11 protein-coding genes and 3 tRNA genes are annotated in these 13,778 nt (G+C 67.0%); 12 read left to right on the plus strand and 2 right to left on the minus strand.

What is annotated here, in order from left to right; translation table 11 throughout:
* The first annotated feature begins 24 nt into the window (after positions 1 to 24).
* The 7 genes from serA to VVS03_RS04535 all read left to right on the plus strand — a co-directional run bounded on the left by serA (position 25) and on the right by VVS03_RS04535 (position 8,532).
* Complete coding sequence (gene serA / locus VVS03_RS04505) at positions 25 to 1,611, plus strand: phosphoglycerate dehydrogenase (RefSeq protein WP_368519727.1); 1,587 nt, start codon at positions 25 to 27, stop codon at positions 1,609 to 1,611.
* Between the two features lie 178 nt (positions 1,612 to 1,789).
* Positions 1,790 to 2,815, plus strand: coding sequence for a 3-isopropylmalate dehydrogenase (locus VVS03_RS04510; protein ID WP_368534081.1), 1,026 nt, complete (start codon positions 1,790 to 1,792; stop codon positions 2,813 to 2,815).
* 91 nt (positions 2,816 to 2,906) lie between these two features.
* Positions 2,907 to 4,481: a cell wall-binding repeat-containing protein gene (locus tag VVS03_RS04515; protein WP_368534080.1), complete on the plus strand. Its 1,575-nt coding sequence runs from the start codon at positions 2,907 to 2,909 to the stop codon at positions 4,479 to 4,481.
* Positions 4,482 to 4,491: 10 nt separating this feature from the next.
* A complete protein-coding gene (locus tag VVS03_RS04520; RefSeq protein ID WP_368519730.1) occupies positions 4,492 to 6,351 on the plus strand; it encodes a DUF294 nucleotidyltransferase-like domain-containing protein in 1,860 nt (619 codons plus the stop codon).
* Between the two features lie 33 nt (positions 6,352 to 6,384).
* Positions 6,385 to 7,020, plus strand: coding sequence for an exonuclease domain-containing protein (locus tag VVS03_RS04525; RefSeq protein ID WP_368519731.1), 636 nt, complete (start codon positions 6,385 to 6,387; stop codon positions 7,018 to 7,020).
* A 50-nt stretch (positions 7,021 to 7,070) separates the two neighbouring features.
* Entirely contained in the window at positions 7,071 to 7,865 is a 795-nt protein-coding gene (locus VVS03_RS04530; RefSeq protein WP_368519732.1) for a fumarylacetoacetate hydrolase family protein, read from the plus strand.
* Between the two features lie 34 nt (positions 7,866 to 7,899).
* Positions 7,900 to 8,532 carry a class I SAM-dependent methyltransferase gene (locus tag VVS03_RS04535; RefSeq protein WP_368519733.1) on the plus strand — a complete coding sequence of 211 codons (633 nt, stop codon included), beginning with the start codon at positions 7,900 to 7,902 and terminating at the stop codon, positions 8,530 to 8,532.
* On the opposite strand, the gene VVS03_RS04540 is transcribed toward VVS03_RS04535, so the two are convergent.
* On the minus strand, positions 8,529 to 9,632 hold the full coding sequence (locus VVS03_RS04540; protein ID WP_368519734.1) for an isochorismate synthase MenF: 1,104 nt from the start codon (positions 9,630 to 9,632) through the stop codon (positions 8,529 to 8,531). The two genes, VVS03_RS04535 and VVS03_RS04540, sit on opposite strands and share 4 nt — an antisense overlap.
* A gap of 131 nt (positions 9,633 to 9,763) precedes the next feature.
* On the opposite strand from VVS03_RS04540, the gene gltX reads away from it, so the two are divergent.
* The 5 genes from gltX to VVS03_RS04565 all read left to right on the plus strand — a co-directional run bounded on the left by gltX (position 9,764) and on the right by VVS03_RS04565 (position 13,074).
* Positions 9,764 to 11,251: a glutamate--tRNA ligase gene (gltX, locus tag VVS03_RS04545; protein WP_368519735.1), complete on the plus strand. Its 1,488-nt coding sequence runs from the start codon at positions 9,764 to 9,766 to the stop codon at positions 11,249 to 11,251.
* 176 nt (positions 11,252 to 11,427) lie between these two features.
* Positions 11,428 to 11,499 (plus strand) — tRNA-Gln (locus tag VVS03_RS04550).
* Between the two features lie 39 nt (positions 11,500 to 11,538).
* Positions 11,539 to 11,611, plus strand: a tRNA-Glu gene (locus tag VVS03_RS04555).
* 581 nt (positions 11,612 to 12,192) lie between these two features.
* Positions 12,193 to 12,265, plus strand: a tRNA-Glu gene (locus VVS03_RS04560).
* A 236-nt stretch (positions 12,266 to 12,501) separates the two neighbouring features.
* A complete protein-coding gene (locus VVS03_RS04565) occupies positions 12,502 to 13,074 on the plus strand; it encodes a DedA family protein (RefSeq protein ID WP_368534144.1) in 573 nt (190 codons plus the stop codon).
* 1 nt (position 13,075) lies between these two features.
* On the opposite strand, the gene VVS03_RS04570 is transcribed toward VVS03_RS04565, so the two are convergent.
* Entirely contained in the window at positions 13,076 to 13,759 is a 684-nt protein-coding gene (locus tag VVS03_RS04570) for an IclR family transcriptional regulator (protein WP_368519736.1), read from the minus strand.
* Between the last annotated feature and the right edge of the window lie 19 nt (positions 13,760 to 13,778).

Raw genomic sequence — 13,778 nt, forward strand, 5'->3', positions numbered from 1 at the left:
AGACAACAACCCCAGGAGCCTTCAATGACCAAGCCCCTTGTAGTGATAGCCGACAAGCTTGCCCAGTCCACCGTCGACGCGCTTGGTGAGTCCGTGGAGGTCAAGTGGGTTGACGGCCCGAACCGGGCCGAGCTGCTGGCGGCCGTCCCGGCTGCCGATGCCCTCTTGGTGCGCTCCGCGACCACCGTTGACGCGGAGGTGCTCGCCGCCGCGACCAACCTGAAGATCGTCGGCCGCGCCGGCGTCGGCCTCGACAACGTCGACATCGACGCGGCCACCGAGCGTGGCGTCATGGTGGTCAACGCGCCGACCTCGAACATCCACTCCGCCTGCGAGCAGGCCATCGCCCTGCTGCTGGCCACCGCCCGCCAGGTGCCTGCCGCCGACCGCAGTCTGCGCGAGGGGCGCTGGGCGCGCTCCGAGTTCAAGGGCGTGGAGGTCTACGGCAAGACCGTCGGCATCGTCGGCTTCGGCCACATCGGCCAGCTCTTCGCCCAGCGCCTGAAGGCCTTCGAGACCACCCTGTTGGCCTACGACCCGTACGCCAACCCGGCTCGCGCCGGTTCCCTCGGGGTCGAGCTGGTGGAGCTCGACGAGCTGATGGAGCGTTCCGATTTCGTGACCATCCACCTGCCGAAGACCCCGGAGACCGCCGGGATGTTCGACGCCGAGCTGCTGGCCAAGGCGAAGCCCGGCCAGATCCTGATCAACGCCGCTCGCGGCGGGCTGGTCGACGAGGCCGCGCTGGCCGAATCCATCCGCTCGGGCCGCCACCGCGGCGCCGGCTTCGACGTCTATGCCTCCGAGCCGTGCACCGATTCGCCGCTGTTCGAACTGGACGCGGTCACCGTCTCCCCGCACCTGGGCGCTTCCACGGTGGAAGCCCAGGACCGCGCGGGCACGGACGTGGCGGCGTCGGTCCTCAAGGCGCTGGCCGGCGAATTCGTCCCGGACGCGGTCAACGTCTCGGGCGGGCGCGTGGGCGAGGAGGTCGCCCTGTGGCTGGAGCTGGCCCGCAAGGTTGGCCTGGCGGCCGGCAAGCTGCTGGATTCCCCGGCGGTGGCCATCGAGGTCCAGGCCTGCGGCGAGCTGGCCAACGAAGACCCGGATGTGCTGGGGCTGTCCGCCGTGCGCGGCCTGTTTAGCGGCGTGGTGGACGAGCCGGTCACCTTCGTCAACGCTATGCAGATTGCCGAGAGCCGCGGCGTCGACGTGCAGGTCGGCACCGGCGAGGTCGCCCAGGGCCACAGCTCCGTGCTGCGCGTCAAGGTCATCGGCTCCAACGGTGAGGTCTCCGTGCTGGAGGGCGCGCGCACCGGCATCGACGGCGTAGAGAAGATCGTGCGCATCGATGGCCGCGGCGTCGACATGCGGGCCCAGGGCCGGAACCTGTTCTTCCGCTACGCGGATGCTCCGGGCGCGCTCGGCACGGTCGGCACGGTGCTGGGCGGGGCCCGCATCAACATCGAGGCCGCCGCGCTGACCCAGGGCAAGGTGGCCGACGACGCCGTACTCATCCTGCGCGTGGACAACCCGGTCTCCAGCGAGCTGACCGAGGAGATCTGCAACAAGCTGGGTGCCACCTGCCTGCAGCTGAACTTCGACGCCTAGGCGTCAAAGGACGCCTAGGCGAGAGAAGGAGGCCTAAGCGCCAAGAGGAGGCCTACGGGCCAAAAGGAGGCCTCCGCAAGAAGGGCCGAATCCGGCCGGCGCACAAAAATGGCCGCCTAGCCGCCGGGGTTTGCTACACTGAGTCAAAGTCCATTATGCGGAATAGGAGTCTCAGTATATGAAACTTGCGGTTATTGGCGGCGACGGAATCGGCCCCGAGGTTACGGCGGAGGCCCTCAAGGTGCTGAAGGCTGTGCGCTCGGACATCGAGGCCACCGACTTCGACCTGGGTGCCTCCCGTTATGTGCGCTCCGGCGAGCTGTTGACCGAGGACGACCTGGCGGCCCTGCGCGAGCACGATGCCATCCTGCTGGGTGCTATCGGCGACCCGGCCCGGGTGGCGCCCGGCGTGCTGGAGCGGGGATTGCTGCTCAAGCTGCGCTTCGCCCTCGATCACCACGTCAACCTGCGCCCGTTTACGGCTCGTGCCGACGCGGCCAGCAGCCCGCTGGCTAACCCGGGCGACATCGACCTGGTGGTCGTGCGCGAGGGTACCGAGGGCCTCTACTGCGGCAACGGCGGCACCCTGCGCGAGAACACCCCGCACGAGGTGGCCTCCGAGGTCTCCCAGAACACCCGCTTCGGCGTTGAGCGGGTGGTGCGCGACGCCTTCGCCCGCGCCCAGGCTCGCCGCGGGCACCTGACCCTGGTTCACAAGACCAACGTCTTGGTCAACGCCGGCGGCCTCTGGCATCGCACCGTCGACGAGGTGGCTCGCGAATACCCGGACGTCACGGTCGACTACAACCACGTCGACGCGGCCACCATCTACCTGGTCACCGATCCGGGCCGCTACGACGTTATCGTCACCGACAACCTCTTTGGCGACATCCTGACGGACTTGGCCGGCGCGGTTACCGGCGGCATCGGCCTGGCGGCCTCCGGCAACATCGACGCCTCCCGGGTAAACCCCTCGATGTTCGAGCCGGTCCACGGCTCCGCGCCGGATATCGCCGGTCAGGGCGTGGCCGACCCGACCGCGGCCATCCTCTCGGCTGCGCTCCTGCTGCGCCACCTGGGCGACGAGGCCAACGCCGAGCGCATCGAGAAGGCCGTGGCCGCCGATGTCGCTGCGCGCACGGGTGCCCCCATCGTGACCACCGAGGTCGGTGACCGCCTGGCCCGAGCCGTGTGCGCTGGCTAAACCCGCGGGTTAACCGAACCGCAGGCTGGGCGAGGAATTAAGAATGCAGGAAACTGCATACCAAGCCCGGCCGGCTTGTAAGATGATCACGATGGCTACCAAGGCACTGAATTCTTTGTCCCCACGCTCCCGCCGCACCCCGCGGGCGGCGGCAGCGCTCATCGTCGCCGCGACCGCGCTGGGGCTGGCCTCCTGCGCCGGCGGCGACGGATCCTCCGGCTCGGAAGGCGGCACGCACGGGCCCGAGGGCGCGAAGGAACTGGCGGCCGATTCCCGCGAGCTCGTCGCGGACGAGACCGGTAACGGCGTGGCCACCACGCAGGCCTTCTTCGACTCGGCCGCCGAGGTCTTCGTCGCCGGCGAAGACCGCAACGCCCAGGCCAGCGCCGCCGATGCCGCCGTGGCCGCCGGCGCCCCCATGCTCGTCGTGCGTGGCGAGGGCTCGGACGCGGCCGCTGTCGCCGAGGAGATCCAGCGCCTCGGGGCGGAGACCGTCCACGACTACGGTGCCGGGTTGTCGGAAGAGGACCTGGGCGAGGGAGTCTCGATCGAGGTCACCGAGGACTTTGAGACCCAGGCGGCGGACGCGCAGGACCCCTTCGGTGAGTTAAAGCGCATCGCGGGCCTGGATAGCGACTACGACGTGCCGGCCGCCGCGCTAATCTCGGCCCAGACCGCCGAGGACGCCGGGGCCTCCGCGCTGGCGGCGACGGCCCGCTCGGCCGGGGCCGACGTGCTGGGCGTGCCGGTGGCCGACCCGCGCGCGACCAGCGAATCCATGCAGGCACTCGAGGACGGCGCCGTCGTCGGCCTGGGCAAGGACTTCGACTCCCAGGACGAATTCGATGCCAGCGCCGAGCTGGCGGCCGCCGGCGAGCTGCCGGGCGGCGGCGGGCTGCTCTTCCCGGGCCGCCGCATGGTGGCCCTCTACGGTCACCCGTCCGGTGGGGCGCTGGGGCTGATGGGGGAGCAGCCCCCGGCAGAGGCCGTCGACCGCGTGCAAAAGCTGGTCCACGAATACCAGCCGCACACCGACTACCCGGTCATGCCCGCCTTCGAGATCATCGCGACGGTGGCCTCCTCGGAACCGGGCCCGGACGGCGATTTTTCCAACGAGGCGGACCCGGAAGAGCTCATCCCGTATATCGACGCCATCACCGAGGCCGGCGGGTATGCCTTCCTGGACCTGCAGCCGGGACGGGCGAACCTGCTGGACCAGGCGAAGCTCTACGAGGACCTGCTCAAGCGCCCGAACGTCGGGCTGGCCCTGGATCCGGAGTGGAAGATCGGCCCGGACGAGCAGCCCATGGGGCGCGTCGGCCACGTTGAGGCCCACGAAATCACCGAGGTCGGCGACTGGCTGGCCGAGCTGGTCCGCGACAACGAGCTGCCGCAGAAGGGCCTTATCGTCCACCAGTTCCAGCTGCAGATGATCCGCGACCGCGAGACCATCAACACGGATCACCCGGAGTTGTCCTTCATCCTGCACGCCGACGGCCACGGCGGCCCGGACCAGAAGTTCGATACCTGGAACACCATGCAGCAGGGCTTGAGCGACGATTACTTCATGGCGTGGAAGAACTTCATCGACGAGGACACACCCACTTTCACCCCCGAGCAGACTTATGACATAGAACCGCGCCCCTGGTTCGTCTCATACCAGTAACCTAGCTCACATGAGCGTGGAGATTACTGAGGTCCGCACCTTCCTAGCCGCCCACGAGCCCTTCGCCCGCCTGCCGGGCGGGGAGCTCGACGCCCTGCCCACCAGCCTGACCATGCGCTACGCCCGCCGCGGCGAGGTCTTCGTGGAGCCGGGCGGGCCCAACGATTTTCTCTACGTCATCCGCTCCGGCGCCGTCGACATCATGGACGCCGACGGGGTGCTTTTGGACCGACGCGACGCCGGCCAGTGCTTCGGCTATTCTACGCTGGTGGGAGAAAACTCCCCGCGCTACCGCATGGAGGCGGTCGAAGACAGCCTGGTGCTGGCCCTGCCACGCGCGGACTTTAGCGAACTGGCGCAGCGCCACCCCGACGTGGACCGCTATTTTTCCTCCCAGTCGCGCCGCATCCGGGCGGAGGCCGAGAAGCTCACCGACACCGAGCACGCCGAGATCCTGCGCCAGCGCGTGACCGACCTGCCGCTGCAGGAGCCGGTGACCGCCGCGGCCGAGGAGGGCATCGCCGCTGCCGCCCGCCGCATGACCGAGCACAACGTCTCCTGCCTGGTGGTCACCGATCCCGCCGACGGCAGCGCGCACGGGATCGTCACCGACCGCGACCTGCGCGCCCGCGTGGTGGCGGCCGGCGTGGACCCGGCCCAGCCGCTTTCGGCGGTGATGACCGCGCCGGTGGCCACGGTGCGCCCCGACAGCCTCGTCATGGAGGCCCTGCTGGTCATGGCAGAAAAGTCCATCCACCACGTGCCCGTGGTCGACGGTCGGAAGGTGGTGGCGGTCCTGCTGCAGGCGGATATCGCGCGCACGCTGCAGGAGGACCCGCTCTACGTCGCCGCGGATTTCCACCGCTGCGAGACGGGCGAAGAGCTGGCCGACGCCTTCGCACACTCGCGCCAGCTAGCCGCCCGCTACGTGCGGCGCAACGCCTCCCCGGAGGAGACCGCCGGGGTGCTGACCCTGGGCGCGGACGCGCTGGCTAGGCGCCTGTGCACCCTAGCCGAGCGCGAGCTCGGGGCCCCGCCGGTGGAGTACGCGTTCGTCGCCGTCGGCTCCCAGGGCCGCCGCGAGGTCGGCTTCGCCTCCGACCAGGACAACGCGCTGGTTGTGGCCGACGACTACGACGAGTCCCGCCACGGCCAGTACTTCGCGCAGTTCTCCGAGCTCGTCTGCCAGGGTCTCGCCGCGGCCGGGCAGCTGCTGTGCCCGGGTGACATGATGGCGAGCAATCCCGAGTGGCGAATGTCGGTGAGCTCCTGGGAGGCGACGTTCCGCCGCTGGGTCCAGGCCCCGCAGCCGGAGGCCCTCCTGCACGCCCAGGTCTTTTTCGACCTGCGGGCGGTGGCGGGCAGTACCGAGCTAGCCGCCGGGGTGCACCGCGGGGCCGTGGCCGCCGGGCAGGCCTCCCGCCGCACGCACGCGCACCTGGCCAGCCTGGCCGCCCGCCGTGAGCCACCGCTGACCTTTTTCAAAGGCTTCGTGGTGGATCGCTCCGGCGACTACGCGCACACCCTCGACGTGAAGAAAGGTGGGCTCGCCGCCGTGGTCCAGATGGCCCGGCTGTACGCGCTGGTCTCCGGCAGCCGGGCCGTGGATACCCGCAGCCGGCTGGCCGATGCCGCCGGCCAGAGCGTCAGCCAGCAGGGCGCGGCCGATCTGCGCGACGCCTTCGACTACCTGACCAGCATCACCCTGGCGCACCAGGCCGCCCAGCACGCCCGTGGGGAGGCCACGGACTACTACCTGTCGCCGAAGGAGCTCAGCCGCAACCAGCGCGAGCACCTGCGCGATGCCTTCCAGATCATCAAGAGCCAGCAAAACGCGCTGGCCACCAAGTATCCCGTCCGCAATATCTAGCCCGCGCGCGAGAAGACAAGGAGGTATCCCAGCATGGCGCTCTTTCGCCGTTCCCGCCTGGATTTGGAGGCGCCCGCCCGGTCCACGCCGCTGGATGAGCTGGAGTTGCTGGCCGTGGACATGGAGACCACCGGGCTGGATCCGCGCCGCGACCGGATCGTCTCGGTCGGCTGGGTGCCGGTGCGCGGTCAGGTCATCGACTTGGCCGGCGCCGGCTACCACGTCGTGCGCGGGGCATCGGTGGGGCAGTCGGCCACCATCCACCTGCTTACCGACGACGCCCTGGCCGCCGGCGAGGCCGAAGACGACGTCCTGGAGAGCCTCTTTGCTGCCCTGCGAGGGCGGGCGATGCTCGCGCACTTCGCCGGACTCGAGGTCGGTTTCTTAAACGCGGCGGCACGGCGTCACCGCGGCCGCGTGCCGCACCTGGAGGTAGTAGACACCTTCGGGCTCGAGCGCCGCCACATGGAGCGCATGGGCACCTACCCGCGTGGGGAGGACTTGCGCTTAGCAAACGTGCGTGCGCGCTACGGTTTGCCGGCCTACGGCAGCCACAACGCGCTGGGCGATGCCCTCGCCTGCGCCGAGCTCTACCTGGCGATTGTCAGCGGCATGCGGGCGGACACACTCAAAGAGATCCAGCGCGGCGTGCAGATCAAAGGAACCTAACAGGGGGGATTAACAAAGTTGCAAAGGCGTCCATGAGTACACTATGCGTCATGCGTTTAGGACGAATTGCACACCCAGAAGGAATCTGTTTCGCCATCATCGAGGGCGAGGACGAACTCGTCGCGAAGGAAATCGCGGACACCCCGTTTACCACCCCGAAGCCGACCGGCCGGGAGTGGAAGCTCGACGAGGTGCGCCTGTTGGCCCCGACGCTGCCGACCAAGGTGGTCGCCTTGGGCCGCAACTACGCGGACCACGTGGCCGAGGTCTTCAAGGAGTCCGCGGAGCACCTGCCGCCGACGATCTTCGTTAAGCCGTCGACCGCCGTCATCGGCCCGGACAACCCCATCAAGATCCCGGATTTCGCCACCCGCGTGGAATTCGAGGGCGAGCTGGCCGTGGTCATCTCCAAGCCGTCGAAGAATATTAAGGCCGAGAACTGGCGCGACCACGTGCTGGGCTACACCATCTGCAACGACGTCTCCTCCCGCGACCTGCAGTTCTCCGACGGCCAGTGGGCCCGCGCCAAGGGTATTGACACCTTCTGCCCGCTGGGGCCGTGGATCGAGACCGACCTGGACACGCTGGATCTGGACAACACCAAGATCAACGCCTACCTGACCCACGAGGGCCAGCGGGAGCAGAAGCAGGACTCGAACACCAACCAGATGATCGTCAAGATGGGCGGCATCCTGGAAGAGATCTCCGCCTCGATGACCCTGCTGCCGGGCGACGTCATCACCACCGGCTCGCCGGCCGGCACCGCCCCGATGACGCCGGGCGATCACATCGAGATCGAGATCCCGGGCATCGGCTCGCTGTCCAACCCCATCGCGCGCGCTTAAAACCGCGTCGTTCCGCCGTCGGTAGGCTGGGGGCATGCAGCACGACGACAGCCCCGCCCGACCCCATGGCCCGCACAGCCGCGAGCATTTCGCCGCGGTCTACCAGGAATCCGATCGGGTCTGGTCGGGTAACCCGAATGCGGCGTTGGTGAGCTTTGTTAGCGATGCCCCCGCGCCGCCGGCGGGCACCGCCCTCGATATCGGCTGCGGGGAGGGCGCCGACGTCGTCTACCTGGCCAGCCGCGGCTGGCACGTGGTGGGCATCGACTTAGTCGACGTGGCCATCGAACGCAGCCAGCAACTCCTAGCCGAACAGGTCCCCGACGTCGCCGCCCGCGTCCAGCTAGAGGCCATCGATTTCCGCGATTTTTCCGCGCGCGGGGAGACCTTCGACTTGGTCAGCTGCCACTACAGCACCCTGCCCGCCGAAGCGGAGACCCTCCACGCGCTCGAAGACGCGGTCGCCCCGGGCGGCTACCTGCTCTTTGTCCACCACTATGCCGAGGGCGAAGGCGTGGCCATGCCGGCGTGGGTCCGTGACCGTCTGTCCGCGCTCGAGGTCTTAAGCTTCGAGTCCCGCCCGCGCAACGTCAGCCACGGCGCGGGCGCGCACCACCACGAGGACGTGGTGCTCATCGCCCAGCGGCCCGCGGAGGAGTCCTTCTAGAGGCCCAGCGTGGCCAGGATGGTGCGCAGCTTAGCCGTGGTTTCTTCCAGCTCTGTCTCGGGGTCCGAGTCCGCGACGATGCCCCCGCCGGCCCAGGCCCGCGCGCTCAAGCCGTCGCCGGCGACCTCGGCGCAGCGAATAGCCACCATGTATTCGCCGTCGCCGGACGAGTCGCACCAGCCGACCGCACCGGCGTAGAAGCCGCGGTCAGTCTCCGCGGTGTGGATGAGGGCTTCGGCCGCGGCCGTCGGGGTCCCGCAGATGGCCGGGGTGGGGTGCACCCGCAGGGCCAGTTCCAGCGCGTTGGTGGAAGAATCCGCCAGCGTGCCGGTAATCGGGGTGCCCAGGTGCCACATCTCGGTCGTGCTCAGCAGCTGCGGGGTCTCCGGGCAATCCAGGTGCGAGCACAGCGGCTCCAGGATGCGCCGCAGGTGGTCGACCACGAAGGCGTGCTCGGCCTGGTCCTTGGCAGAACCGCGCAGGGTCTCGGCGGCGCGGGCATCGGCGGCGGCATCGGCGTGCCGGGCCGCGGAGCCGGCCAGGGGGAAGGCGGAAACCGTCGAGCCCTGCTTCTTGATGAGGACCTCCGGGGAAGAACCGACCAGCATGGCGCCGGTGCGGCCCGCCGGGGTCAGATCCGCGATGAAGCCGTCGCGGTGGGAAGAATTATCGATAAGCCGCGCGGCGACCAGCCGCGGGTCGACCGGTTCCGCGAACGCGATATCGACGGCGCGGGCCAAAACGACCTTCTCCAGGCGGGAGTTCTGGATGGTGGATACGGCGGCCTCGACCCGGCGCAGGTGCTCCTGCGGCTCCGGGTCCACCCCGGAGATCTCCGCGTTGAGGTGGCCGCGCCGGTAGTAGGCGTGCGGCTCGAGGGGCCCGTCCTCGCGGATGATGGACCGCGGCACCGTCAGAGCGGCGGGTTCATCCGCGTTGAAGGGGATAGCCCCGACCACCATCTCGTGGCGGGACTCGCGCAGAGCCTGCGCCGCCTCCCACGGGTCCGTGTAGGACTGCGCGCAGCCCTGGGTGCGCACGGACCCCGTGGCGCGCGAGAGGAGGAAGTCGGGCGCGGTCGATGGCCGGTTTTCATGCATGAAAAAATATTTTAGTCATCCGGCTGCGCGACCGCGGAATCAGCTCATCGGTCCCGCGCCGGTAAGCGAATAGGACGTGAGCGGATTCGGCGTGCAGGCTTAGCGAAAAGGCGGGCGGCGCCTCGTCTACGATGGTGGGCATGAGTGATGTACGTGTACGATTCTGCCCGTCGCCGACCGGCACCCCACACGTGGGGATGGTGCGCACGGCCCTGTTTAACTGGGCCTATGCGCGCCACACCGGTGGCAAACTGATTTTCCGTATTGAGGATACGGACGCCTCCCGCGACTCCGAAGAGTCCTACCAGGCGATTATTGACTCCCTGACCTGGCTGGGGCTCGGCTGGGACGAAGGCATCGACGTGGGCGGCCCGCACGAGCCGTACCGCCAGTCCCAGCGTAAGGACATCTACGCCGACGTTCTGCAGAAGCTCAAGGACGCCGGCCTGGTCTACCCGGCCTATTCCACCGCCGAGGAGGTCGAGGAGCGCCACAAGGCCGCCGGCCGCGACCCGAAGCTCGGCTACGACAACTACGACCGCGAGCTCCCCCAGGAGCAGATCGATGCCTTCGAGGCCGAGGGCCGCAAGCCCGTCTGGCGCCTGCGCATGCCGGAGCAGGACTGGTCCTGGACCGACCTGGTCCGCGGCGAGATGACCTTTAAGGCCGAGACCCAGCCGGACTACGTGGTGGCCCGCTCCAACGGTGAGCCGCTCTACACGCTGGTTAACCCGGTCGACGATGCCCTGATGGGCATCACCCACGTCCTTCGCGGCGAGGATCTTCTGTCCTCGACCCCGCGCCAGCTGGCCCTTTACGAGGCCCTGAAGCAGATCGGCATTGCCGAGTTCACCCCGCAGTTCGGCCACCTGCCGTTCGTCATGGGGGAGGGCAACAAGAAGCTGTCCAAGCGCGACCCGCAGTCCAACCTGTTCAACCACCGCGACAATGGCATCATCCCGGAGGGCATGCTCAACTACCTGTCCTTGCTGGGCTGGTCCCTGTCCGCCGACCAGGACATCTTCGGCATGTACGAGCTGGTCAAAAACTTCGACGTGACCGACGTGCTGGGTAATCCAGCCCGTTTTGACCAGAAGAAGCTCGAGGCCATCAACGCCGACCACATCCGCCTGCTGGAGCCGGAGGAATTCGCCTTCCGCCTGCGCAACTACCTGACGGAGTACACCGACTTCCCGGCCGACTACGACCCGGAGAAGTTCGCCTTCGCTGCCGACCTCGTCCAGACCCGCATCAAGACGCTGTCCGATGCCTACGGCCTGCTCAAGTTCCTCGTCACCGCCGACGAGGACCTAGAGCTCGACGAGAAGTCCGCCCGCAAGAACCTCAAGGAGGAGGCCGTCCAGCCGCTCGAGGTCGCCATCGCGACGCTGGAGCCCATCGAGGACTGGACCACCGAGCCCATCGAGGCGGCCCTGTCGAAGGCCCTCATCGACGATCTGGGGCTCAAGCCGCGCAAGGCCTACGGCGCTCTCCGCGTGGCCGTCTCCGGCGCTGCTGTGTCCCCGCCGCTGTTCGAGTCCATGGAGCTGCTCGGCAAGGAGTCCACGCTGAACCGTCTGCGGGCCGCCCTTGCCAAGACCCCGTGGGAGAGCGCGTAAGCCTAAATCCACACGCTGTAATTCATCCGCGGTAGGCACACTTAAAATAGCGCTAAAAACCGCCTCTACCCAGGCGATTTGCTAGTGTGCCGCCAGGGTGGTTATAGTTATTAACCGTTGCAGCGAGCGGTTGCGAGAGATTAAATAATCTTCCAGTCGAAAAGCACGGCAACAATTGGCCTATGGTGTAATTGGCAACACAGCGGTTTCTGGTACCGTCGTTCTAGGTTCGAGTCCTGGTAGGCCAGCAGTGATAAAGGGTTAAAAATCCGGAGTCACAGTTCTATGCCCCGTTCGTCTAGCGGCCTAGGACGCCGCCCTCTCACGGCGGTAACACGGGTTCAAATCCCGTACGGGGTACAAATCATGAAGGCAGTCAGTTTCTACTGGCTGCCTTTTCTTCGTTTCCAGGGTGGTATTAACCTACCCCAGACCACCGCCGGGAAAGCTCAAGTTGCCGGGCCCGGTGGGGTAGGACCACCCGCCATTTTCGGGACTTTCCTCCAGTCGCTTCCATCCCCTCTGAGCTGGTCGTATACTAGGCCTCAAGACGTTCACCGAAAGAAAAGGAGATTGGATGAAAGCTTCTTTCCGTCTTAAGCGCAACGAAGATTTGTAGCTCGTGAAGATGCGGCATTGCCATAATTCATAACTTCCCACCGCGACTATTGCACGAAGTACAGGAGCTAAACGAGGATGAATCTCGACGCAGAAACGAAATCCCAGTGCAGCGTAGCCGAGGATCCTTCGGGCCACTGACAGTCAGACAGACTGCAAGCGAAATAACCACTGATTCGATTCGCATCCGGCCGGACAGAAGGAACTGTCACTACCGCACTGGGATTTTTATGTCTTTAGCTGCGGATTTGTTGATGTTTCGCGCATAGTTTAGAGTAATTCAAGTCCGCAACGCACAGCGTGCGCTGCTGTGGACAAGCTAGGCCCCGTTCGTCTAGCGGCCTAGGACGCCGCCCTCTCACGGCGGTAACACGGGTTCAAATCCCGTACGGGGTACAACCTAAAAGCCCAACCCAGCCCGGGTTGGGCTTTTTCTTTTGCCGCCAGCTGGCTGTGAATGTTCTGGGGACTTGCCCGCAACGGCGTCTCTGCCTTGGTCGAGCGGGGTGCAGGGGAGTAAAACTAAAACGTTCTATCTATTCCTGCCACAGAAGGGATGCGCCGTGCATCTTAGCGATCTTATGGACGCGGGCGTTTTGCTCCAGAACTTTGGGGGCTAGGCGCTCGCGGGCCTGGGCCTGGTCATCTTCATCGAATCGGGCGTTCTCTTCCCGTTCCTGCCCGGCGATTCCCTCTTGGTCACCGCCGCCATCCTCCGTGACGATTTGGGCCTGAGCGTCCCGCTCATCCTGCTCGTCGGTACGGTGGCGGCCTTCCTGGGCGACCAGGTGGGCTTCTGGCTGGGGCATACCTTCGGCCGCCGGCTGTTCAAGCCGGATGCGAAGATCCTGAAGACGGAGTACCTCGAGCGCGCCGAGGCCTTCTTCCGCAAGCACGGGCCGTTGGCGTTGGTGCTGGGTCGCTTCGTGCCCATCGTGCGCACCTACGTGCCGGTCTCGGCAGGCACGGCCGCCATGCCGTATAAGAAATTCGTGGGTTGGAACGTCCTCGGCGCGGTCGCTTGGATCGTCACCATGACCATGGTGGGCGTCCTCCTGGGCGGCATCCCGGGGATTGCTGACCGCATCGACGCCATCGTCGTGGTCATCGTGGGCGTTTCGGTCCTGCCGGTGGTCATCTCCGGCGCGCGCAGCTGGCGCCACAAGCCGGACGCCCCGGCTAACGATGCCGAACCCGCCCGGTAGCCTACAGCAGCGCGCCCAGCTTCCGGGCAGCGTCTTTTAGGGGCTCGCCGAATTTAGCGGTGGGGTCCGGGCGGAAGCGCTGCGCCGATCCAGAGACGGACAGCGCGGCGATAAACGTGCCGGACGGGTCGAGGACCGGCACAGAAACCGACGAGAGTCCGGCCTCGCGCTCCTCGACGGACTCGGAGATGCCGTCGCGGCGGGCGGCCTCGATATCGTCCTCGCTGAAGGAGGCGCCGCTAACGCTGGTGGGGGTAAACGCCGCGATGATGCGCGCCGCCGACCCCGAGGTAAGCGGCAGCTGGCGTCCCACCGGGACGACGTTGTGGAGGCCGGCCTCCGGCTCCCGGGTGGCAATGCAGGTGCGGGTGGCTCCCGTCAGCTCGTAAAGCTGGACCGATTCGCCGGTTTGCTCGAGCAATTTATCCATGATCGGCCCGGCCGCGGTGAGTAGCCGGTCGCGGTTGCCCGGCAGGGCGGGGCCGGCCGTCCATTTACCCTCATCCGTGCGGGTTAAAATTCGGTGTGCTTCCAGTGCCGTTGCCAAACGATGCGCCGTAGCCCGCGGCAAACCAGTGGTCTCGCACAGGTCGTTGAGGCTCGAGGGCCGGTTGGCGGCCGCCATCATGATGGCGACGGCCCGGTCCAGTACCTTGATCCCGGAAACTGCGCTATAATCTCCCATACTTTGAAATTTACGTCTC

Source organism: Corynebacterium sp. LK2537 (genome assembly GCF_040946485.1).
In the GTDB taxonomy this organism is placed as follows: domain Bacteria; phylum Actinomycetota; class Actinomycetes; order Mycobacteriales; family Mycobacteriaceae; genus Corynebacterium.